The organism is Streptomyces sp. JNUCC 63, assembly GCF_054366325.1.
Window position 1 is genome coordinate 6,939,862 of the sequence record NZ_CM135963.1, and the last position, 23,375, is coordinate 6,963,236.

The window sequence follows — 23,375 nt, forward strand, 5'->3', positions numbered from 1 at the left end:
CCGAGTGCTGACAACACGTCCCGCGCCAGCAGTCAAGATCAGCCAGTCAAGCGGGCGAAGTGCTCGCGGACGAGCGCCTTGTACTCCTCACTGGGCCGCACTGGACTGCCGTCTGCATCCGCACTCTGTCGGAAGTCAGCCAGGACCAGCTCCAACTGGGAGGCTGACAGACCGTAGAGCTGGGCTACCCGGGCGTCAAGCTCTGCCCGCAGGACGTACTCCTCGTTCTTGGATAGCGGGGCACACTCCACCCCCAGTACGGCGGCCAATTCATCAAATTCGACGGTGCGACAGGTAAGTCGAGCTGAAAGATCCACGATTCTTGCGCCGGGGCCGGTATCCAGGGGGACGTCGGCGATTGGGAGCGTTGCCATGATTGACTTTGTTACGTGGGCGCTGGCTTTCCGGCGCACGACGAAGTCCAGTGTCAGGCTGTTGAGCAGGGCCACCACGTAAACCATCGCCTGGGCGCTGAGGACAGTCCGATAGCCATTGGCGGCGGCGTCCCAGGTGGAACGGTAGAAATAGTGCAATGCGTGTGTGACCACCGTTCCAGGGGGCAAAACGGCGGCGATCAGTGTGCGCTCATCACTTCCTCGTGCGGTCTCTCGGAAGCACGGACGATAGTGATCGGAAGGAAGCTCAAGGACGCCAGTGCGAGGCCCGGGTTCAAGAAGACAGCGTTCGCCCTGTCTCCGTGATAGTGAGCGAACATCCTTCTTTTTGGCGCGCTTACGCGCCCGTGCCACCAGTGCGGCTTCGCCTATCCCTTCCTTCAGGTAGTAGGTCGGTTCCGCGAAGTCGTGTACGTATTGGTGAATGTGCTTGCCTTCGCGCAGCGGCATGCCGGTGCCGGTGGCGGAAAGGATTTGGCGGTCGTCGTGTAGGTCTAGCTCCCGGCCCCAATCGATTTCCCAGCCGCCCTCGGGCATCTTCTGCAACAGATAGGGGTGACCGGAATAGAGGGTGGTGAGCACGTTGAGAAGGGCTGGATCGCGGGCGTCCGGGATGGCCAAGGTTTCAGGTGCCAGGGCTTCGATTGTAGCCCGTGTGATTAGGAGAGTTCGGCTCTCCAGATCGAGGAGGTGGTCTAGCTGGGAAACGTTGCTCGTGAAGGGAAGCGGATCGGTCTCTCCGCCTTTTTCGGCCACAAGGAGGAGGAATTGTTCGCTCTTGTGGATGGGGAATATTCCCTTGATGTTATCGCACAGTACGAACTTGTCGACAGAGAAGTGGCCGAGCAGTTCGCGGCGATGCTCGCCGGTGGCGGCATCCGAGACGATCCCGGAGTCGATGACTACGCCCAGGCGCCCACCGGGGGCTAGCAACGAGAGTTCCCGCTCCAAGAAAGTGCGGTAGTAGTTGAACGTAGTTCCGTGGGCGTAGAGCATCCGATAGATGCCGGATTGCTTGATGAAGCTCTTTGCCCCAGCGAGCATGGCATCCAATTCCACGCGGGCCGTAGAAACCTCAGGGCGCTGGTCGAGTTCCCGTTGTCGACTTAGCTTCTCGTCCTTCTTTTTGAGTAGGGCGTAGGAAGGATCGAACCGACCGTAGAATTCTGCAGATTTGAAAGTAATGCCCTCCCAGGGTGGATTGCCCAGTATGGCGTCGAACCCTGCATCCGGACGACGTTCCCCCTTGTCGCCGAAGAATACTTCGGGGAATTCGACCTCCCAGTGGAAGGGGCGGACCCTGGATCGCACATCGGTTGGGATATGTGCGAGATGCCCGCGGAGTGGTTCGCCTCTCTTCAGGGCGTCGTGTGCCGCGAGCCACTGCCCGCTGTTCCCTTTGAGCTCTTCGGTGTAGAAGTAGGGGGCAACCCACCAGTCACCAAGGGCTTGCAGCCTGGTGAAATCGTCGCCTTCAAGGAGGCGCTCAAACCGCTTTTCTTTGGCGCGGATCTGGAGGCGGTCTTCCGAGGGGCTGGCCGCCAGGGCCCGACGTACCCGCACCAGGGAGGCGAGGTCGGGTTCCTCTATGGCGAAGAGCGAATCTTGCAGGTCACCGACTTCGGTACCGGCACGCTGGGACCGTCCGCCTTGTGCCGGCGCGGGAACGCCTGACCAGCTTCCGAACTCGGCCCCGACGACCGCGTTACCGCAGCGGAGGTGTGCGTCGAGGAAGGATAGGGGCTTTCCTGCTGCCGCTGTGGTGAGCCATAGGGAGACCTTGGCAAGCTCGACCGCCATTGGGTTGAGGTCGACGCCGTAGATGCAGCGTTCGACGATGAGGCGGCGATAGGCGGCGCGTTCGGCGTCGTCCAGTTTGTGGTCGAGTAGTTCACCTTCCCGGGCCAAGGCTTCACCGTAAGCCTCGGTCAACTGGTGCACGGCGGGGACAAGGAAGGCGCCCGATCCCATGGCGGGGTCGCAGATCCGCAGGTTGAGGATGTCTTCTGAAGTAGCGTCCTGGATGAGGGGGCGCAGGGTCTCGCCAACAACGAAGTGAGCCAGAGGACGGGCGGTGTAGTAGGAGCCGGAGCCCTTGCGCTGACCGCTGGCCTCGAAGAGGTAGAAGGTGCCTGGGTCGTACGACTCCAGGGGTTCAGCGCCCTTGGGCAGCCGCTCGGCGTCGAGTACCTGCACGATGGCCGACTGTCCTCGCCCGATGCGGGCGAGGACCTTGGGGGTGTCGGCGATCTGTGGTTCGAAGGAGAGCAGTCCTTCGTAGATACTGCCGAGTTGTTCGACACCGAGTTCACGGTAGTTGACTGCTCGCCGTCCCACAGCTGTCTTGCTGGTGGAGCGTTCAGTCTCGGCCCAGGAAAGGGCGTCGATCGCGTCTCGGACGAAGGTGTCGCCGACGGTCATGGCCGGGTCGTCGAGCAGTGGGCACTTGGCTGGATCGAAGAGGCCCCCGTTGAAGCCGGTGATCTGGAGTTCGCCGGCGTCGACGCCGTCACGCAACAGGGACCACGACGCTTGGAGGGAGTTCCACAGAAGACCGCCGTCGGGTGCCCAGCCAGCTTCGGCCAAGATCTCCCGCCGGAGGGCGCGCAGGGAGTAGCCCCGGTCGTAGGAGGGGGTGCCGACGGGCAGGAGGCCGCGGTCCTCTGCGTAGGCGACGAACAGCAGGCGATAGGCGATCTTGAGAGCTTCGGAGAAGAGGTCGCGGGGTTCGGGGATGAGCTGCTGGTGCTGCCGCCAGTGGTGGAGAGCGCCGTTGGCGATGGCGCTGATGGCGGTGCGTACACCGCCGGAGAGGTTCTCACTGACAGCGGTGGCGGCCTCGGAGCTCGCGTCCTCGACAAGCTTCCACAGGATTTCGCCAGCTGGGTCGGGGGTGAAGGCTTCGGGCCGCAGCAAAGCCCACAGGACCCGCCATTCGTGCTCGTCACCGAGTTCGGCCAGGCCGGCGAGGTCGACCGAGAGGTAGCTTGCTTCTCCGCCGAGCCCGGGGTCTCGTCGGATGACTCGCAGTTCGCTGCCGTTGCTGAGCAGGACGGCGGGGAGCCGGTGCTCGCGGGCGCACACTTCGGCCTGACGCTGGGGCCGAAGCTTGCCCGCGCGGCGGCCGGTGGGGGAGGCGTCCAGGTGCTGCCCGGGTGGGGTGATGAGCACGGAGACGAGGTCGGCCGAGCTCGGTTGGCCATCGGGGGCACTGGCGCGGCCGATGACGGGTTCCTCTATGGCAGGGAGGCTGCCGGTGAAGGTCCAGCCGAAGTACGAGAGCCAGGTGAGCATGCGCTTGCGGGTTTCCCCGAGAGTGCTGGTCTCGTCGATATCGGCGACCAGGCGGCGCAGCTCACGCTTGGCGTGGCGGATGCCCTCTGCCGCATCATCGGCTCCGACCCGGCCGCGTTGTTCGCGCAGGAACAGCGCGGGATCGGAGAGATAGTACGTGGACAGAGTGGTGCCGGCGACGGTGATGTTCAGCATGCGGGCACCTCCACGCACACGATGCAGCCGACTGGTTCACCGGCGGTGACATCGGCGACCTGATAGCCGCGGCTGAGGGCCTTGCGGCGCCGGTTGAACTCGTCATCGACTGCGGCCCGGGCTTCGCCGACGGTATGGAAGGCGCCGTGTCCCGTGTCGGCGAAGAGGCCGAGCTGGATGCTGTCACCGGCACTTGTGGCGAAGCGCCTCTCGGCCTCGGCCAGTTCTGCGGCGTGCCAGCGGTCGAGGTCGGCGTGTAGGCGTTGGGATTGGGCGGTCAAGTGTTCTCGCAGAGCTTCGGCGCGGACGGCGATTCGGCGGGAGGCTTCTTGCTGCCCGAGCAGGGCGGCGGTGTCGAATCCAGGAGCCAGTTCCTGACGGGCCTTCTCGGTGATGTCGAGACTGCCGGAGGGCGCGGGGCGCTGGCGTAGGCGGCGCAGGTCGGCGGTCGGGTCCTGGCTGGGCGCGGCGGGTGTGCCGTCGGCGCTGCGAGGGACGAAGACGGGCACCAGGGGCTCTTCCAGCACACGGCCGTCGTCGGAGGTGATCCGGCCGACGTAGGTGAACAACCACCCGCCGTGGCCTTCCACCACGGGGCGCACGGCGACGCGGTTGGCGGCGTGCTCGTCGTACAGGCGGGTGCGGACGCGCTGAAGGACCGCCCGCACCAGGGGGTGGGCCGGTGTGAGGAAAGCAATTCCGTGGTGCTCGGGTTCGAGCGCGACGGAACGGCTGAAGGTGGCTTGAAATCCCTCTTGGGGGACGAGCGGGTACTGCTTGAGGAGAGGCCCGGGCTCGATGGTCACGATGTCGCCGTTGCCCGTGACGGAGCCGCCGCACTGCCTCACCACGGAGGCCACCAGTTGCCGGAACTCGTCGAAATCCGGTAGGAGCCAGCCGGCCTGTTCGCGGGCGGCCGTGGTCTCGCCCTCGATCTGTTTCTCGTTCTTCATGCTCTGCATGAGCACGAGGGCGCCGCTGCGCTCGAGATAGTCACGGACCTGCTGGACAGCCCGTTCCAGGCGCTGCTCCAGTTCCTCAGCGTCGATGTCTTCCAGGAGACCGTCGATCACGTCGCTGCGGCCGGCCACGCCAAGGACGTCGCTGCTGGAGCCGAGCTGCTTGGTGATGGTGGAGAGCTTGTCACGCAGCCGCTGGAGGATTTCCTCATCGCGGGTCTCGGCCAGATAGAGGTAGCTGATCTCGACGACGTGCGGCTGGCCGTAGCGATCGACGCGGCCGTTGCGTTGTTCCAACCGGTTCGGGTTCCACGGCAGTTCATAGTGGACCACGACGTGGCAGGCGCCCTGCAGGTTGAGCCCTTCTCCGGCGGCATCGGTGGCCAACAGGATTGCTCCAGGCGTGGCGGCGAACCGCTCCAGCACCGCGCGTCGCTTCGCCAGTGGGATGGTGCCGTCGATCCGCAGCAGCGGCCCGTGGCCCAGGTTCTTCTCCAGGTAATCCAGGGTGTCGCGGTACTCGGTGAAGAGGATGACCCTCTCCCCGCGCCGCCCGGCACGGAAGCCTTCCAGCCAGCCCTGCAGCCGGGTGAGCTTGCTGTCATCGCCGGGGCTGAGGGCCTCGACCATGTCCAAGAGCCTGCCGACCAGGCGCTGCTCCTCGCGTAGATGGTCCTCCGGGAGGTGCGCAGCTACGCCCTCCAGCGCCAGCTCCTCGGCGGCCCGCAGGTCTGCTTCCGGCAGTGCGGTGTCCCCGCGGTATTGCTGCAGTACGTCCATGCGCTGCCGACCGGTGCGATCGACTGGCGGGATGCCGAGGTTCTCCGCTCGGCGGCGCAGGCTCTGCAAGAGCGCGTAGGGACTGGACAGAGCACGCTTGCGCAGCACCTCCAGGGCGAACGCCTGCACATAGTAGGAGTCGGTGCCGCGCAGGGCGTGCAGCATGCGCTTGCTGTGCCCGCGCAGCCGCTGGTGGATCTCCTTCTCCCGGCTCGTCGGGCGGACCTCGATGGGCTGCGGCGGCAGGCGCCGGCTGATCGGCTGAGGCGGTTCGCCGCGGGTGACGTCGTCCTTGAGCCGGCGCACGATGTACGGCTGGACCAGCTCGGGATCCAGCCGCCCGTCATCGGCGGCCAGGTGCGGAGACAGGAGCTGGAGCAGGCTAGCGAAAGACTCCTGGTACCCGTTGTGCGGGGTGGCCGACAGCAGGAGCAGCTCCCGGCTGTGGTCGGCCAGTGCGCGGGCCAGGCGGCTGCGGTCGGTGGCGCTGGAACGTCCCTCTCCTGCATACGCGCGGGCGACGTGATGGGCTTCGTCGATGATCACCACATCGAATGGGGGCGCAGCCTGAATGGCCCCGACGTTGTTCTTCAAGTAGTCGATCGATGACACTGCGTACGGGATGGCGGTCCACGGACTGACTGTGGTCGGATTGTCTCGGCGGACCTCCAGCCACTTCTTGCTGTCGACCTTGGCGAAGTCGAGGTTGAAGCGGAAACGCATCTCCTCGACCCACTGTTCTTGGAGACCTGCCGGGCAGGCGATTAGCACGCGGTCCGCGCGGCCACGGCGGGCCAGTTCCATCAGCACGAGGCCGGCCTCGATGGTCTTTCCCAGACCGACATCGTCCGCGACCAGCAGGCGTACGCGCGGCTGGCGCATGCCGACCAGGGCGGGCACCAGCTGGTAGGGCTCCACATCGATCCGGCCGTGCTCGACTGCCAGAAGGTCTCCGCGGCCGTGGGCCATGGTGAGGGCCAGCGCGTCATGAAGTTCATTGAGCAGGACGGCGTTGCCGGGCTCGAAGCGCAGCTGTGTGGCCGATTCCAGGCTGATCGTCGGCTCCTTGCCGGCAAGTACCGTCAGGTGGCGCGGCCCAGGGCGCTCATCGGCCCGGCGCAGATCGAGGAATGCCTCGCTGCCCGCGCCACGGACAGCCTCGACCTCCCACAAACGATCTCGGAGCCGTACCCGCATCCCGCGCTCGTACATGACTGATGTATCTCCCTACCTGCTGATCAGCAGGTAGCAGGCTACCGGGACGGACATCGGAGGGGGACGGATCAGGCAATCAGCCGCGACACAGGCTCCAAACTCCATGATCACTTGAGGTTGTGCGTCCGAGTGAGCATGGCGCAGGACCGTGCGCGGCATCGACCGGTCAGCGCCCGCAAAGGCCAGCATTCAGCGGCGGTAAGGAAGGTCGTCCTGGCGCAGCGCAAGGTAGGTCTCCGGGGTTGCGGCTTCGAGCAGGTCCGGATGATCGCCGAGGTCGAGCCGAGGCTCTTGATGGTCCGGGAGAAGGTCGCTCCACTCGCGGTCCGCGCCCTGTTCGTATGCCTGGCGGAGGAGCCTCCGGACCCGAGGACGAGCCTCTTCCTGCTGCTCGCGGAAGATACGCCGCTGGTTACGACGGTGCTCCTCTTCGGCTTCCTCGTCGGCTGGTTCTTCGGTGAGACGCTGATCTTCGGCGCGCAGCCCGGGGGTGCGTTCGGCGATCACCTGGTCCTCGTAGTGCAGCCGTGCGCACGCAGCGAAGAGACGGCGGGACATGCCCAGGTGCACTTCGGTGCCGGGGATACGGCGGGTGAGGAAATCGTCCAGGCCCATCAGACGTGCCCCCTCACGGAGAGATTGCTCATCGTCCAGGTTGCCGGCTGCACCGCGAGCGTCCGCGCGCAGGGCGCGTGTGGCGTCGTCTCGTTCCAAGGGGATGGTGATCCCCTCTCTCCGACGACGGCGGGTAGTGCGGTCGGCAGACAGGGCGATGGTGCGTAGCTGGGAGGGCGGCGAGGAGCGCAGGGCGAGGTAGACCAGCATCTGTGCGCGGGCCGTGCCCATCAGGGCGTCGTCACTGGCGCCCAGGTGGTCTTCGGGGCTGCCGGGAATGGTCGGTGCGGGGAAGGCGCCGACGGTATCGAGAGGTGGTTGGCCGGGGTGCTGGTCGTGGTCAATGGTGAGGAAGAGGTCGCCGTGGGGCTGTGCCGCTGCACCAACCAGGATGCGGCGGTGCGCGTAAGCGTGGAGGATCTTGCTTCCTTCGCTCAGCTGCTTCCAGCCGTCCCTGAGGGTCGTCTTGCCGACGTTGCCGCCTTTCGCCTCGATGAGCCAGTACGCGTTCTCTGCCTCGTGCAGGCCCCACAGGTCCGGCAGGCGCCGGGTGGGGTCCTTGAAGGCGTCGGCGAGTGCCGGGTCGGGGCCACCGTCTTCCAGATGCCATGTCTGCCCGAGGCCCATCAGGGAGCGGCAGGCCCACTCGGCCATGGTCATGCCCAGCCGGTAGCCGAGGGCGTTCTTCGCGGTCCGCTCGGTGCCGTGTTCATAGACCGCGTTGAGGGTCAGGCGCCGCCCCACGCTGTGCGGAAGTGGGTGCTTGGGCGTGACATCGTGAAGACCGAGATAGGCATACAGCGGAGAGACCCGGGCGACGAGTTCACCCCGCGCGAGCTGCGGAATCTGCTGCAGGTTCGGCGTGACGTCGCGGCCCACCTCGGTCGCCGCTTTGATGATTTCCCGCCAGGTGGTGGTGGGGGCGTACCACCCGTCGCTGGCTGGGAAGGCAGCCGCTGTGTCCCAGGGTGCGTGCGGGGCAGTGCGCCACTGGGGATAGGGGCGCCGTGCCGGACCGTTGCGGAACAGTACAGGTATGTCCAGACTGTCGGCGTAGACGGGGGGCGGCGCGTCGTTCACGTGTGCGGGAATCACGCCAGTCACTGTGGCACCGGTTGTCTTCATGGCTTCGAAGTGAGTCTTCTTGTGTCAGCCTTGTGTGGCTGGTCGGAGTTGATCGCGTTCGGGTGCTCTGGATGCGGAACGCTCGTGTGTGCCGGTGTTCAGCAGGCTCCGGTTGCTGAGTCGATGATGTTCTTCTGTTCCTGGTCGACTTCCCTGTCGCTGGGGGCGGATCGCCTGTACTGGGGGTGGTCGAGGTCCATCTGGAGTGCGGCGTGCAGGGGGGCGGGGTAGCGGGTGCGCTCGGACCAGGCCATGGCCTGGTGGGAGAGGCAGGCGGTGGCTCGGGCGAGGTCTTCCCGGGAGTAGCGGCGGGTGAACATGGGATTGATCTCTCGGGTGGTGATGGAGTGCCAGTTGCCGTTGAGCTCACTGTCCCTCCGCGAGTCTCTCTCGTCGCTTGCGCGCCAGCGGGTGCGGTCGTCCCCGAGGCGGCTGCGGTTGTGGGTGCGGGATTCGCTGAAGAGGAACCAGGGGTGTCCCTCGGGGCGGTGGCCGGGCCAGGCGAGATACTGGCTGACCTTGATGAAGGGGTCGAGTCCCTTGGCCAGCCGGCTTTTGGTCATGCCCTCTTTCTCGGCGTAGACGAAGCGCGGAAGTTCGTCCTGCATGGTGTTGATGCGGATGTAGCTGATCGGGTGCAGACGCTCGTCCGCGATGTCCTGGTGCGGAGTCCATAGACGCCTGTCGTCCTCGGGCAGGCTGTCGGGGGTCAGGCCGAAGCTCCTGTTGTGGAAGCCAGGGTAAATGCGACGCCATGCATGGCCATCGAGCATGACGGCGAGATCGAGACCGGCCATTTCGGGCCTCTGCTGGAGCTGTACCAGCGCACGGGCCGCGTCGCTGCCGACCTCGCACCACCGGTCCATTCGCGTCTTGCTCGCGTCTCTTTCGCTGTGCAGGGGGTAGTTCTTGGCGTGGAAGGCGGTGTTCGCGTCGTAGTACGGGGCCCAGGTGTTGGTGATGTTGCTCCAGCCGAGCATGGTCCACACGCCGCCGGGTTTGATGGGTGGGATGAGCGCGGCAGCGGTGGTGATCCAGAGGGGCTCGCCTCGGTAGAGGTTGCTCTTGGTCTGCATACGGCAGTGCAGGCCGCAGTAGGCGATGCGGGGCAGCGGGTTCTTGCCGGCGTGGAGAGTGGCTTCGTACCGGTCGTCGACAACGCCGAGGCTGCGGTGCATGTCAAGGACGGCGCTGAACGCGGCGTGGTCCTTGTGGTACTCCTTCTTCTGGGGCTGAACCTCGGTCAGGACGGGTGCGGCCGTTCCCTTGCGGTGCTGGAGCTTGGCGCCGATGGTGAATTGGCTGGGTACGCGTGCTTCAGCGAAGAGACCACGCACCGCGTGCTTGGCGTCCTTCTCGTTCCTCTCGGTCTCCTCAGCCCTCTTCCGGGCCGTGCGGCTGCTGTTGGCCGGCGTGTTTGCACCGTCCTGGTCGGTGCGGGGCATCTCGGTTTCGCACCAGACGACCAGGCGGGTCCCCGGTTCCTTGTAGCGGTTGATGATCGCGTCGACTTCAGCGCGGCGGATGTCAGCGCGTCCTGTGCCGTGTTGAAGGAGTTCTTCTGCCTTGTGAAGCACCAGGCGGATACCGGGGCGGAGTTCGACCTCGCTGAGTGAGGGTTTGATCGTCTCGGGATCGATGCCATAGGTGCAGGCGAGGGCCTGCACCATGCGCCGCCGCGTGGGGTATCGGTACCACAGGCCGAGATACACCAGCTTGCTCTCGCCCTGTTTTTCGATAGAGCGCTGGATGGATTCTGGGGAGGGGAGACCGACCTTGTCCTGGAAACGGGCAGCTGCTTTCTTGCTGCTTTCGTCGTCGCTTGTCTTCCCCTGCGCCCACTGCAGGTGGGATGTGTCCTGGAAGTACCGCTTGCCGAAGCCTTTGCTGTCACTGACCAGGGTCATCACGGGTACGGCGCCGCTTTCGCTGTCACTTTCGCCGTTCCCGGTCAGTTCCGAGGCGAAGGAGGCGTGGAGGTGCTCCATGATCAGGCGGTGGTGATGGGTGCCGGTGCCGGTGCCGACACCGTTGCTCTTGGGCGTGGTGGCGTGCAGGGGCCGGACCTTGCCGGGCGCCTCCATGGTGAGTGATTCGCCGCAGCTGCGTTTGTCGATCTCCGTATTGGCCCGGGTCTGGACCGCGAGCAGGCCCGTGTGGTCGACGTCCAGACGGGCGGCGATCTCCAGTCCGTATCGGTTGGCGGACTTCAAGCCTCCGGGGCCGTCCAGCTTGAGGGAGAGGACCGGCTTGTCGCCGCCGCAGTCGACCATGGCGGTCTTGGCGTAGATGACGGCGTTGCTGATGCGCCGGTTGCTGCCGTGGAAGTGGATGACGGGGTTGGTGTAGCCGGTGAAGGTGGCCATCTTGGTGTCAATGCGGGAGAGCGCGTAGTCCCGGGCGCTCCAGTCTTCTGCGAGGTCGGACCAGTTGTCAGCGATCTGTTGTGTCGCTTCGGCGCTTGGGGGGTGCCCGATGTGCGCGAAGGCGGGTCCGAAGGGGTGGTCCCAGGCGATGACGCTGCCGTCGCTGAGTGGCCGGTAGGTGAGGGTGACGGCGGTTTCGGTGTCCTTTGCCCATCCCGCTTGCCGGGGCTTGGCCGTCTCTTCTGGTTCCCTGCTCCCCTCTGTCTGTTCGGGCTCCTTGCTCTTCGGGGTCACCGGCTTCATGGCGTACTCGGTGAAGGGAGTCCTGGCGAACTTGTCGGCCATGCACCAGCGCACGGCCTGGTAGGCCCAGTCGGGCGGGTTGGGGGCCAGGCTGCCGCGGTTGAGGATGGCATCGGCCAGAGAGAGCTTCGCCGGCGTGGTGGCACGGATGAGGCCCGGCAGTGTGGACTTCCCGGTGTCGGAGGCGCTGTCGAGCGACGTGCCCTTGACCGCGGCTTCGAGGTAGGTGAACAGCTTGGCGAGCTTGACGGGGTCGATCTCCTTGAGGGAGATCATGTAGCGGAAGTGCTTGTCGAGGTGGACGTAGCCCTCGGCGAGGGCTTGCAGGGCGGTGGTGGCGATACTGAGCGGCCACAGCATCTCCACCTCTACACCCTCGGGGAGATTCTTGTTCTTTCGGCTCTCCCTAGCCCACGCACCATACTTGTGCCACTCGACGAGAATCTCCGGCTTGTCTTTTCGTTCTTCTCCGCCGAAGTCGCTCCAGTCGTGGAAGGACCACACGTACGCGTACTGGCCTGCCAGCACGGCGTCGTTCAGGAGGAGGGAAGAGGTGTAGATGGTAGTGAGCTTGGCCATGCGGCTGCCGGAACCTCTCTTCGATCAGACCGGCCGGGGTCAGGAAAACGAGTGCGAAACCTCGGCGTAGCGCAGGAACTCGATGATGGCTCGACCGTACAAACGGTTCATCATCTCGCGTTCCTCCGGTGACCAAGCATCGTAGATGAGCCGAATGACCTCTGCGAGCCCCGTCGTGTATTTGGTGCCCAAGGCGGCCTGATCGACTACGAATAGATCCATGTCGGTGTCGCCGCGTCGTGCCCGTCCGGCGAGTTGGATCAGCTCTACGAGCATGGAGCTGATCAACTCCATCTGAAGATCTTGATGCATGCTGGAGAACCGCGTGGGAGAGCGCAGGATTTTCACCAGGTGCTCACGGGATGCGGTGCGGGCGTGCTCGATCGCCTCGTATGGGTCGTCCCCGCTGAAGGAGCGCGCGACACGTTGGCCGCATGCGTTGACGCTGCCATGCATCCATGCTGGGTCCTCGATGCTGAGGACTGGCCGGACGCACAGGTAGACGTCGCTGATGGCCGAGCGGGTCTCGACCACGATGTTCAGGCCGCGGGCGATCCGGGCCATGGGGGCAATGAGGATGTCGCCGAACTCGTGGAAGTCCTCCAGCTCCTCGGCGACGATCGCGCGCACGCCCTTGGGGAGGATGTTTCTGTACTCCGCGAGATCTTCACGGCGCAGCAGCACGCATACGCGATGTGTCATCCCTTCCGCCTGCGCCATGCCGATGGCGAGGTAAAGTCCTTGCTTGTAGCCGTTGACCTGGAGGATGCAGCGGGCTCGGTCGGGGTCGTTGCGGGCGAGCCAGTCGAGACGCCCCCGAAGCTGTTGCTCGTAGATCGCCTGGCCCATCTCCCGCAGCGCCGAAAGCTTGTGCTCGTCGTAGAGGCCGGCGATCTGGATTCCCTCTCCGCCAGGCACATCGCTGTTGGTGACGGGCAGTCTGTTGGCCCTGATGGACTCCTTGACGTCGGGCATCCACCAGGCCACGGGGGCATGGACGTGCTCTCCGGAGGCGTGGGGGAAGAACGCAGTGGCCGACAGGCCAAGGACGGGACGTCGTACCCCGGCCTCCATCAACGAGGTCAGACGGCCGAGTTCGCTGATGAACGTGTGAGGGTCACCGATGGTGGCGCTCTCGCGGAGTTCGGCTGTCGGCTTGCTGTCGTCACCGATTCCAGTCACCTGGTACCCGTGGATGTCGCGACCCAGCATGCCAGTCGGATACAGCTTGGAGACCGTGCTCCGGTACGTCATGGCGAGGATGTCCCGGGCTGCGGCGCTGTCGTGGTCCTGGACCTTCTGCGCCTGTTCACGCAGGAGAGAAAGAGCCTGTCCCAATTCCAGCAGGATAGCGCGCACGGTGATGAGGTTGACGAGACGGGCACGTACGGTGTCCTCGGTGACCGTCTCCTCAATGGACTGGTGCATGGCCTGCTTTACGGGAAGCAGGTTGTGCCGGCCGCGTGGAGAGACGAGGTCGTAGAGCTGGTCGGCAAGACGCTCCCAGTCGGCTCCCTCCGGCATCGGCAGCAGCTCCACGGGCTGGTCCTCGTCAGAGTCTTTGCCGGGCATGAGCTGGTTGAGCAGGGTGAACAGCTCATCGGGGATCGGCTCGTCGACATCGTGGTCGTCGGGGAACAGGTAGTTGATGATCTCCCGGTCCCGGGACGTCGCAGTCCGCCACCCCTTGTTGTCGCGGTAGGCGTCGTCCTTGTCGTCCCGGGCTTTGCTGAGCGCGGGCGGGTTGAGGATCAACTGCTTGTTCGCCAGCCACAGAAGCAGGTTCTCGGCGGTCAAGCGGGCGTGGCTGAGGGAGTTCGTGAGCAGTTCGCGCAGGTGTGGCGGAAGATTGCGCCTGTCGTCATCGACGATGTCCAGCAGGGACTTCCTCATCAGAGACGCGAGGACCGCTTCCTTGGCGCATCCCTTGATGGCACTCAGCTGGAGGGCGTCCACCTCGTCCACGACGAGCAAATGACACATGCGTGCCATCGCTTCGAACACGGACGCTCCACGGGTCCCTCGCGGCTTGTTCTGGAAGGAGTCGCCGTCGAAGACGACTCCGGTTCGCAGAGTTCCTTCCACGAAGTTCATGTGGTTGGTGATGATGACGCTGGCACGGGTCGCCTCGTAGAGAGGCCGGAACTTATCGCACACCGGGATGAACGGACAGGCGTAGGTGCCACTCTCTCCGGGCTTGCTCAGCGTCAGGCAGTTCTCCTCCCCGGCCGGGAACGGGTCCTGGACCGTCATGTACGCCTTCTGGGCGCACGCGTAGCCCACCTCGGCAAGATCTTCCAGATTCTTACCGTCCCACTGCTCGATAGGCGTGTCCTTCATGAGCGCCCCGTACTCCAAGGCACGTTCGTGGCGCTTGGCCGGCGACATCAGCGCAGCGCAGGTCTTGGGCTCAGGAAATTCCTCCAACTGGTACAGCCAGTCAAGATCGCTGCCGATATCCCGCTTCATCTTCAAGGTGGCCTTGACGTCCGGGACGACAATCCCCAGACGCAGGTCCCGCTTGGCCATCAACGCGGCCAGCACCCGCACCAGGACCGTCTTACCGCTGCCGGTGGGCGCGTTGAGGATCTGGAAGCTGCCGTTCATCAGCTCCAGGGCCTTGACCTTGCCGCCGGGGCAACGGAGCTTCTTCAGGAACTTCTTCACGGTCCGACGGATGTACTTGGTCCCGGCCTTGCGTTCGGGACGGCTGAGGAGTTCGGCGACCTCCAGGATCTCTTTCTTGCTGAACGAGAGCTCGGGTGTCTCAGCAACGGTGACGATGCGGGGAAGGGCGTCGTGACCAGGGGCCTCGTCGAAGTCGGGGGCTGAGGGGAAGGTGAGGCCGACAGCGGCCCGGCCGAGATCCTTGCCGAGGTAGGCGACGCGGGTCGTGTAGTGGCCGGGGCCGGCGAATTCCAGCGCGCGCGGGCGTTTGCCCATGGTGTAGTGGCGGCGAATGATGCTGCCGGCGTAGTCCAGTGGAGGCTCGGGCAGGTAGCAGAGCACGTGCCCGGTCGTGCCGTCGGAGGGCAGAGCAAACAGTCCGTCGGTCAGGTCCACGGAATGTTCACTGTCGTCGCCCAGTATGGCCCGGAACGCGACGCGAACAGCGTCGACTGACGTGTAGGAAGAGGGCAGCTTTCTGACGACGCGGGCGAAGACACGGTATTCGTCTGCTGTGAGCTGGTCCCATTGTTTCAACGACCAGGGTTTGCGTTCGGCGAGCAGGGCCACGTGCCGGAAGGACGCGATGGGTGTGCCGTCGTCGCTGGTTGCCGGGAAGAAGTGGCTTGCCAGGGCGAACGCGGCGAGGAGGGCGTCTTGCTCGGGGGAGCGTCCGCTGCTCACATGTACTCCTTCAGGCGGTCGGTGAACAGGGTCAGGAAGTCGGACGCGGCCATGGCCGTCATCCCGATGCGTTCACGGTGAATGACGGATGTGAGGTAGCCGACCTGCTGGCGGCGGTGGTCGGGTACTACGAGCCAGGTGGCTCCGCCCTTGTCGCCGCGGTCCTCGATGAGCTTCTTGGCCAGGGCCCCGGGCCAGGTGTAGTCCTTGACGTCGATGGAGAAGACGACGGTGTCGCCGTCTTTGACCTCGATGTCGACGCGGTCGTTGTCGGGCCAGACCTGGACCGCCAACCGTGTCCCTGCAGCGGCTTCCTTGAGGACGTCGGCAAGCCTGAGTTCTGGGAGTCCAGGGATGCAGGTGCTGCGCCAGACACGTCGCACCAGCGCACGGTATCCCTCAGCAGGGCAGGCTCTTGGGGTTTCACGCGATGCTCCCGTATAGAGGGGCGTCTCGGCCTTGCTGGGGATGTAGATGCGGTCCTCGGCATGGAGGACCGGGGGCTGGTCGCGGGTGGCAGAGAAGGTGAAGCGGGCTCCGGTGTCTTGGTGCCACGGGTAGAGGCACCTGACGGCGTAGGTCCTGCCGTCGTCGTGCGGAATCACCTGCATGGGATAGGCGCAGGCGGGACATCCGAACCACCACTGCCGCTTGTAGAGGCAGTAAGACGGGATGTCCTGATAGAAGACCTGAGCCACGGCAGGAGGGAATCCGAGTTCCTCCAGTTGTTCCTTGTCGCAGACAGGGTATTCGATGATGTTCCGACGGTGCCGCTCGTAGAGGCCGCCCTTAATGGCCTTGAATACCTGCTCCTGGCCGAACTCACTCTCGAGCTCGAAGTGGGTAAACCTCTCGCCGCGTCGCTGCTTCTTGTCGACGATCTTGAAGATCTCCGCGGCTTCCCAGAGCAGGTCGCAGCCCTCCTGAGTGGACACGCCCACACTGTCGAGGAAGCGGAGGCTACGTAGGGGGCCGGCGAGTGCCTCGTCGGGGAAGATACCGACGAGGCTCCCGGCCTGGTCCCCGGAAAGACGGTTGAGTAGATCCCGGAAGGTGACGCGGAACCGGGGGCCCACGGTCGCCATGATCACTCCCTGGGCCTCCATCAACTTCTCGACGCGCTGCCCGGAAGAGAGACTGTCGTTGTAGCGGGCCTCCTCGCACAGCGCAAACGCGCTGGCGGCCCGCAGGACTGTCTCGTCGAACTGCCATTCTTCCGGATGTACTTCATCGTGCTCGGGCATGCCGGGCAGCTTACGAGCCACCACTGACAACCGGGGTGCGGTACTGCGGCGGGATGAGGTCCTCGAGGCCGTCGGTGGGAACCATCGGATACAACTCGCGATACTGGGCGAGGTAGTCGGCGATGTGTCTCCAGCCGGAGGCTGAAGGAAACCAGGCGTGCCGCCCCCAGGTGGCGCCGTCGGGGAGCCTGTGCTCGAGATAGCCCCGAGAGGGCGCCTCCCGACCAGGACCGGTCTTTACCGTCAGGTGGAGGCGTGCCCGGCCGACCAGGTCGTAATCGCCGCCGCGCTGACTGGCAAAGGCAACACGCACCAGTGTCCGCCACAGCCACACCGACATCATCGGGGCAGGAGCGCTCTGGCTAAGGGAGACGCCGAGGGCCGCGCGGGCAACCGCCCTGCCCCGCTTGGTCATCTCGACTCGGGTCCGCTTGATCAGCCCGGCTCCGGGAACCGTGACGGTGTCGTAGTGAACAGTGATCAGGCCGCGCCGATTCAGTGCGGCGATGGAGGGGCCAGTGCCGGGATCATGGACGCCACGGTCGCGGAGGCGTTCCTGAAGACGGCTGTAGCCAGTGATCTCCGGCGGGGCGTAGAGAGCGAGCGTCATCTTCCGCCACTCGGCGGCGGGGCGACGCTGGCCGGTGCGCGCGTAGCGCTCACGCTCTGCCCGCTCTTCTTCCACGTCTTGAAGGAAGCAGGCTTCCAGGTAAATACGCTGGCGGTCATTGAGACCGTTCCACGTTTCCATGAGGGCGGAGCGCCCGGCGCGAGGGCCCGGCCTCGGCAGTACCGGGGCGGGCTCGTCAGGCCGGGTTCTGCGCCATGCATCAACGACCACGTGCTCGGGGACCTTGTAAACCAAGGCGAGGGCCTTGGCCAGGCGGCCAGCGTGCTCGGGGGTGGAGCAGACTACGCCGCGCACGGGCAGGCCGCGTTCAAGACGGAGCAGCTTGGTGCCGTCGAAGCTGATGCCGCGCATGACTTTCCTGCCGGACACGGCCTGCGCCGCGCGGTCAGCACTGCTGAACCCAGCTTCCCGTCGAAGATCGCGAAGAGTCGCACTCCCCCTAGGCCGGTTCGTGAGGTAGTGAACATCGACCTTGAAGAAGCTCATCAGAGCGTGCAACTGGCGGGCTTCCGGCTTGCGCTGACCGCTCTCCCAGTAGGCGACAGTCCGCTGAGTGACGCCTACCGCGTCGGCGAGCGCGCGACGGCTCACTCCCCCTAGTTCCCGCAGTTGCCGAAGAACTTCAGGCTTGAACGACTCTTCTCGTCCCATACTGCTCCAGGGAACCGCATGGAACAGTTCCAGGCAACCGTCCAGAAACAGCTAGAGTCCAAAAGATCCAAGAAAGATAGGGATTCGTCTTCCGGAGTACGCAAGTCAGGGCTCGGCGAACCAGGGTTGCGCCCGTGCCGCGCGATAGCCAGCCGCCTGGCCGTGGTACGCGTAGTGTCCGAGGGGATGGACACGCCGAGCTCAAACTCTGTCAGTGGGATCGGCTGGCCTGTGCCGTGGCCGCACTCGGAGGCAGTGCTGTGGGGGTGGTGATGAGGTGCGCGGTGTGCCTCACCTTCACGGGGGTGTGCGTCCGGGCTCCGGTGCCATGGGCGAGGTTGTCGGCGAGGTCGGCCAGCAGCGAGCTGGGAGTGTAGGGGGATGCCGTGAGGGTCCAGGTGGGGTGGTCGATGCTGCGGCCGGCCCAGATGGTCCAGGTGACGAGTGTGCTGTTCGGCTTCTGGGCGGCGAGGGCGTCGAACTGGATGCCGGCGTCCCCGGACGGGTTCGTCCAGCGGATCCAGCGTCCGTCCACGGTGTGCTTCCAGCCGGCGTCGGTGAGGGGCTTCGTGGCGGCGGTGACGGTCTTCTCGTCGACGGGGCCACCGATGGCGGTGTCCCACGCGTCGCCTTCGGCAAGGTGGTGCAGCAGGGTCTGGAGCACGGGGGCGGGGGTGGTGCCGGTCGCCGTGAGGTGCCACATCCGGTCCGAGACGGGCGTCTCGTACGCGGCCACGGTCCAGGCGGCCTCGCGCGGGTCGGCTTCGTGGACGCGCTCGATGCGCAGGGTCTGGGATTCGTGGATCGCGTGGGTGGTGTCGTCGGAGAAGGTGCGCCACTTCTCCCAGTCGCCGTGTGTGGCGAGGAACTGCTCGAAGATGGCGTCGTGATCGCCGGCATCGGCGGCGTAGGCGGGTACGATCTCCGGTTCCTGGGCGGGCGGTTCGGGTTCTGTGGCCGGTGTGCCGAGCGAGGTGCGGGCTTGGGCGGCGGCGCGCTCGGTGTCGGTCACGGGCGCGGGGCCGGGCCGCATGGTGCCGCCATGGAGGCGTTCGAAAGCCGTGAGGGCCTGGGCGGGTGAGTCGAAGGTGTCGGCGATCTGCCGCAGGTGGTTCTCGCCGTGGAGGTAGACGCTCTTGCCGTTGTCGCGGTAGGTGCCGACGGCGACGGTGGTACCGCTGTCGTCGGCGTGGGCGTGGATGATGAGACGGCCGTGGCGGATGTCATCGTGGATCTTCTGGGCTTCGTTCGAGACCTCCCGGATCTCCGCCCGGGTACACCAGGGCATCGGGTAGTTGGCCCAGGTCCATTCCTCGTCGATCGCTTCGCGGAGCCGGGGGGTGATCTCGGTGGTGATGCCGTCTGCGGTCAGGGCCTGTGCAGCCTTCTCGGCCCAGTAGGGCTCCTCGTTGTCGATGCGGGCCATGACCAGGGTGTCTTCGTGGAGGGCCTCGAAGCCGCGGGCGGTCAGCAGAGCGCGGGCCAGGTTCTGTCGGGGGCCGGTGATCGTGGCGGTGACGGCGCTGGTGTGTGTGGGGTGGGTGTCGAGGAGGACGTGCGCGTCGGCGGAGGGGGACGTCACGAGGAGGTGCTCGCTTCTGCCGGTGGCCGGACCGTTTCAGGCCCTGCCACCGGCGGGCTCGGGGTCAGCGGGAGATGCGCGTGGCGGGTGGAGCCGTGGTCAGCGGCGGGCCGGCCCGGGGCGGTGCCGTGGCCCTGGTGCGCGCGGGCAGGGGTGTCGGCGCTGGTGAGGTGGCGTGGTGCCAGCGGGTGCGCACGGCGGACAGGCCGGCGAGCGCGCGGCGGCTGCCGACGACGAGCTGATACGGGGTGGTCGCCGGGTCGTCGGAGAACGCCTCGATGCGCAGGCCCACTTGATGCGCGGTCGTGAGGACGGAGCGCTGGAGGATCAGCTCGCCCCAGTGTTGCGGGGAACCGGCCGGTGCTCCGAGGAGCTTGAGCAGCTCGGTCGGCTCGACCTCGGAGGTGAGGAGGCCGCGCTGCTGGGCCTCCCACAGGACGGTGACCGGGTCGACGGGGGCACGGCGCCGGGTCAGAGCGGTCAGGCACTGCCACAGCCCGGCATGCAGGGGGTGGGTGAAGTCGTCGGCGGCCAGCCACCGCATCTGCTCGACGGCAGCAGGGAGCGCCGTCGCGGTCGCGAGCAGCAGCCACTCCTCGTCGACCGCCTCCTCGGCGTTGTAGGGGGCCGCGGTCGGCGCGGGTGTCGGGGTGCGTTGCCGGGGGCCGGAGTGCGGGGGGAACCGCGCGGCGATACCGTCCACGGCGCTGGCGAGGGCGTCGGCTTCAGCGAGGGCGGCGGGCACCGGGTGCAGGAGCGTGACGTCCGTCGCGGTCTGCGCGAGGCGCTCGGCATGGGCGCGCAGGATGCGGCGGGCGTGATCGGCCTCGATCATCCGGGCGTACGCGGACGCGTGGCTGGGCCACGGGCAGACCTGGATCAGGGTGTGCAGGTAGGAGGCGGTCAGTCCGCGGGCGTGCTCGCGTGCGGCGCCGAGCACCGCGTTCAGCCAGGTGGTGTCCTGGGCGTGCTGGACCGGGTCGGGGGCCGGCAGAGCGCGGATTGCGGCGAACAGGGCGCGGTGCGCGTGGTTCGAGAACGAGTCGGGCTCGATCCCGTCGACTTCGTCGAGGCGGTGGGGTTCGAGGAGAAGGGCGCCGAGAAGGGCCTGCTCGGCGTAATACACGGGCTGCGGCGGATGCGAGTCGCGCAGGTCGTCGAGGTCGTTGTCGTCGTCAGGGGCGGGGCTGCGGGGCATCAGACGGCAAGGGTGAAGTCGTCGGGGTTGAAAGGCACGCGCAGGTGCGGGGCGAGGAGGTGGCCGGCGAGGAGCGGGGGCACGGCATTGCCGATCTGGGAGAACTGCTGGCCCTTGTTGCCCTGCCAGGGGTAGTCGGCGGGGAAGGTCTGGAGGATGCCGGCCTCGCGTGCGGTGATCCGGATCGGCTCCGGCGCAGCCTCCGTCTCGTCCTCCGGCGGGGTGCCGACGGGCTGGGCGATCCAGGTGCACTCGTTCGCGCGATGCCCGAAGAAGAGCGTGCCTGCGGGCTCGTCCACGCGGCGGACGGTGGCGTTGGCCTGGTTGTTGCTGCGCAGTGACCACGTCCAGTGCGTGGCCTTACTGGTGAAGGTGGGGGCCGGGGCATCTGCGGGTGTGACGGAGCGGGGGCCGTGTCTGGATGTCCAACCTGCTCCACGCGTCTGCGGTTCGAGTGTCACCTCTGTGGCGGGCACTGGCGGGCGCCAGAGACCGCGCTCTCGGGCGTTGGCGAGTGCCTGGCGGGAGCCGGAAGGGAAGGGCTCGGGGCCGCCTCCTGGTCCGCCGCCGGCGCACACGGTGGGGACGGGCCGGTCGGTGACACCCCAGCCGAGGGCCTCGGCCATGGACACCCACCGGGCGCGGCCTGGCCCGAACAGCGTTTCGGGCTCTGCGACCTGGGCGTGGGTGGGCGAGGGGGGTTCGGCTGTACGGACCCGGGAGGCGAGCAGGATCGCGCGCCGTCGTGTTTGCGGTACGCCGTAGTCGGCGGCGTTAAGGATGCCGGTCCATGCGGAGAATCCCCAGTGGCGGAGGATGGCCGCGTACTGGCGCCACAGCGGCAGAACGTCGGGGACCTCCTCCATGGCGACCCACTCCGGTTCGCCCACCGTGTTCAGGGCATGGAGGTAGCGCATGGGCTCGGCGGCCAGCAGACTGCGCGCGTCCCGGCAGGCGGCGAGGAGCTTCTCGCGAGTGTCGCGGCCTTGGGCGAGGTCGGCCACCGCCTGGTGGACCAGGGGCTGGTCCACCAGGCCGAGGCGCTTGCCGGCCATCGACCATGCCTGGCAGGGCGGGCTCGCGATCAGCCCGATGGTCCGCCCGAGGAACGGCCAGACCGGATACAAGGCCACGTCTGTGCGTATCGTCAACTGTCCTGCTGCCGCACGGGTCTTGCAGGCCCACTCGTCCCATTCCAGGCCCACGTCCCGAACACCGAGGACGTGCAGTGCGTGGCTCCATCCACCCGGTCCCGCAAAGAGGTCCAGGGTGATCAAGAGGCCAGTCCGAAGTCGTCCTGTACCGGCGCGACTTCCCCGCGGCAGGCCCACGGGGAACAGCCATCGATAACGCCCTGCTCCAGCTCCTCCAAGGCTGGTTCAGTGTTGGTGAGTTCCTGCTGCATCGCCGCCCATTCGGCGGCGGTGACGTGGTCGATTGGTGCCTCACTGAGCGGGACGCGGGAGCGGTGGAGGAACGCCTGGCCGAGCAACTTGTTGCCGGCGGCGTTGGCGCGGGCGTTCCCCTTTCGGATGGCGGCGTCGAATTCGACGACGTCCTGCCATTCTGCGGGGCTCGTGTCGCGGATGTGGCGCCATTGTGCGTTGCCGTGGAAAGGGCATCCGAGGCACGATGATTTCGGTGTGTCTGCGAGGCCGCGTGAGGTTAGGTAACGGACGCAGTCGCTGCGGGACCAGCCCATTTCGATCAACGGGTGGATGTTCTTCATGTAGCGGACGTCGGCGTCCTTGGCGCGATGGAATTCGTCCGTCGAAATGCCGACCCACTGCTCGACGAACACGTCCTTCGGGATGCGCTGCGGGTGGGGGTATCCGAGGAGTTCGCGGACCTTCTTCTTGATCGGTTTGATCTTGTATTCACCCGTGCACTGGCGCCTGGTCATGCCCTGCTTTCCGTCCTGGTTCAGGATGTAAAGCGGCATGGAGGCGAACCGGTGATTCGGATCGAGCGCGTCGGCTCGAATGTTCCCGGCGGAGACGCGCAGTACGGGGATCCCGGCAGGTTTGGCTACCTCTGTCTCCAGGCGATCGAGGTGCTCGTATACGGCAGCCGGTTCCCAGCCTGTATCGGCGAAGATGGCGTAATCGACCTTCGGGAGGATGCCTTCGGCGGAAAGGGCGAGCATGGCGCTGGACTGGATTCCCGCGCCGAGTGATATGGCACGAAACTGCGGAGTGGCGGAAATGGTGGATCCTGACGGTGAGACGATGGGGAGGATGGCCGACTTGCTCAGCGCCGCGCGTGGAGCGCGTGGGCGACGGCGGTGACAAGAGCGCCCGCTTCGTGGGGGCGAAGGCTGTTCATCGGCGCCTTCCGCCCGGCTTGCCGGGCGCGGGTACCTTGCTTGGTGATGCTGAGGGCGTCGGTCCGGGCCGCTGGGTGTACAGCACCAGCTTTCCGGCGGCCGTGACCGTGATGTCCTGACCGGCGATGGCGGAGCGCTGTGTGTCGGTCCGGACCAGGCGGTGTTTCTCCAGCACGGCGAAGGGCGTGGCGTGGATGCTGCTGCCGTCGCCGGCCATGACGCTCCTGCTTCCGCCGCGGCGTTCGTAGCGGCGGGCGCCGCCCTGGGCGATCTTGTCGAGCGCCGTGTACTGGGCGTCGGTCAACTGCGGCAGCGGCGGGCGGTGTTCTGGATGATCCTTCAGGTCGCGGGCGATCCCGGCCGCCGTGTACTGGCAGCACGTCGCGCACAGGTCGAGGTGGTGGGCGGCCGTGGTCAGACTCTCGGCCAGGAGGGGCCCGGCCTCGGCGTGCCGGGCTTGGCGCACGGCAGCGTCGTCGACCGGTGGGCCTCCGGCGAAGGCGGCGGCTTCGAGCGGGTTGTCGGCCACGGCTCTCGCCAGCTGCGAGGCGGCGAGAGAGGCGGAG

12 protein-coding genes are annotated in these 23,375 nt (G+C 66.3%); all 12 read right to left on the reverse strand.

What is annotated here, in order from left to right; all coding sequences use genetic code 11:
• Positions 1 to 38: 38 nt before the first annotated feature.
• The 12 genes from ACX25U_RS32025 to ACX25U_RS32080 all read right to left on the reverse strand — a co-directional run bounded on the left by ACX25U_RS32025 (position 39) and on the right by ACX25U_RS32080 (position 23,338).
• Positions 39 to 3,884 carry an Eco57I restriction-modification methylase domain-containing protein gene (locus tag ACX25U_RS32025; protein WP_454385184.1) on the reverse strand — a complete coding sequence of 1,282 codons (3,846 nt, stop codon included), beginning with the start codon at positions 3,882 to 3,884 and terminating at the stop codon, positions 39 to 41.
• Complete coding sequence (locus ACX25U_RS32030) at positions 3,878 to 6,835, reverse strand: helicase-related protein (RefSeq protein ID WP_454385185.1); 2,958 nt, start codon at positions 6,833 to 6,835, stop codon at positions 3,878 to 3,880. Before ACX25U_RS32030 ends, ACX25U_RS32025 begins: the two co-directional genes overlap by 7 nt.
• Before the next feature lie 192 nt (positions 6,836 to 7,027).
• Entirely contained in the window at positions 7,028 to 8,578 is a 1,551-nt protein-coding gene (locus tag ACX25U_RS32035; RefSeq protein ID WP_454385186.1) for a gamma-glutamyltransferase, read from the reverse strand.
• Between the two features lie 98 nt (positions 8,579 to 8,676).
• Positions 8,677 to 11,826 (reverse strand): RNaseH domain-containing protein, encoded by a 3,150-nt coding sequence (locus ACX25U_RS32040; RefSeq protein WP_454385187.1) that lies wholly within the window; start codon positions 11,824 to 11,826, stop codon positions 8,677 to 8,679.
• Between the two features lie 39 nt (positions 11,827 to 11,865).
• Positions 11,866 to 15,177: a hypothetical protein gene (locus ACX25U_RS32045; RefSeq protein WP_111004828.1), complete on the reverse strand. Its 3,312-nt coding sequence runs from the start codon at positions 15,175 to 15,177 to the stop codon at positions 11,866 to 11,868.
• Positions 15,174 to 16,421, reverse strand: a complete 1,248-nt coding sequence (locus ACX25U_RS32050; RefSeq protein ID WP_454385188.1) for a restriction endonuclease-related protein — start codon at positions 16,419 to 16,421, stop codon at positions 15,174 to 15,176. Before ACX25U_RS32050 ends, ACX25U_RS32045 begins: the two co-directional genes overlap by 4 nt.
• 10 nt (positions 16,422 to 16,431) lie before the next feature.
• Complete coding sequence (locus ACX25U_RS32055) at positions 16,432 to 17,703, reverse strand: helix-turn-helix domain-containing protein (protein ID WP_454385189.1); 1,272 nt, start codon at positions 17,701 to 17,703, stop codon at positions 16,432 to 16,434.
• 211 nt (positions 17,704 to 17,914) lie between these two features.
• Entirely contained in the window at positions 17,915 to 19,285 is a 1,371-nt protein-coding gene (locus ACX25U_RS32060; protein WP_454385191.1) for a DUF317 domain-containing protein, read from the reverse strand.
• Between the two features lie 64 nt (positions 19,286 to 19,349).
• Positions 19,350 to 20,483: a DnaB-like helicase N-terminal domain-containing protein gene (locus ACX25U_RS32065; protein ID WP_454385192.1), complete on the reverse strand. Its 1,134-nt coding sequence runs from the start codon at positions 20,481 to 20,483 to the stop codon at positions 19,350 to 19,352.
• Positions 20,483 to 21,757, reverse strand: coding sequence for a DNA cytosine methyltransferase (locus ACX25U_RS32070; protein ID WP_454394606.1), 1,275 nt, complete (start codon positions 21,755 to 21,757; stop codon positions 20,483 to 20,485). Before ACX25U_RS32070 ends, ACX25U_RS32065 begins: the two co-directional genes overlap by 1 nt.
• Positions 21,757 to 22,629, reverse strand: coding sequence for a hypothetical protein (locus ACX25U_RS32075; protein WP_454385194.1), 873 nt, complete (start codon positions 22,627 to 22,629; stop codon positions 21,757 to 21,759). Before ACX25U_RS32075 ends, ACX25U_RS32070 begins: the two co-directional genes overlap by 1 nt.
• 175 nt (positions 22,630 to 22,804) lie before the next feature.
• Positions 22,805 to 23,338 (reverse strand): hypothetical protein, encoded by a 534-nt coding sequence (locus ACX25U_RS32080; RefSeq protein WP_454385195.1) that lies wholly within the window; start codon positions 23,336 to 23,338, stop codon positions 22,805 to 22,807.
• Positions 23,339 to 23,375 lie beyond the last annotated feature (37 nt).

Bases quoted from the DNA above. Each gene is read 5' to 3' on its own strand.
- ACX25U_RS32030 (WP_454385185.1), bottom strand. From the start codon at position 6,835: ATGTACGAGCGCGGGATGCGGGTACGGCTCCGAGATCGTTTGTGGGAG.
- ACX25U_RS32035 (WP_454385186.1), bottom strand. From the start codon at position 8,578: ATGAAGACAACCGGTGCCACAGTGACTGGCGTGATTCCCGCACACGTG.
- ACX25U_RS32040 (WP_454385187.1), bottom strand. From the start codon at position 11,826: ATGGCCAAGCTCACTACCATCTACACCTCTTCCCTCCTCCTGAACGAC.
- ACX25U_RS32050 (WP_454385188.1), bottom strand. From the start codon at position 16,421: ATGCCCGAGCACGATGAAGTACATCCGGAAGAATGGCAGTTCGACGAG.
- ACX25U_RS32025 (WP_454385184.1), bottom strand. From the start codon at position 3,884: ATGCTGAACATCACCGTCGCCGGCACCACTCTGTCCACGTACTATCTC.
- ACX25U_RS32065 (WP_454385192.1), bottom strand. From the start codon at position 20,483: ATGCCCCGCAGCCCCGCCCCTGACGACGACAACGACCTCGACGACCTG.
- ACX25U_RS32055 (WP_454385189.1), bottom strand. From the start codon at position 17,703: ATGGGACGAGAAGAGTCGTTCAAGCCTGAAGTTCTTCGGCAACTGCGG.
- ACX25U_RS32075 (WP_454385194.1), bottom strand. From the start codon at position 22,629: ATGCTCGCCCTTTCCGCCGAAGGCATCCTCCCGAAGGTCGATTACGCC.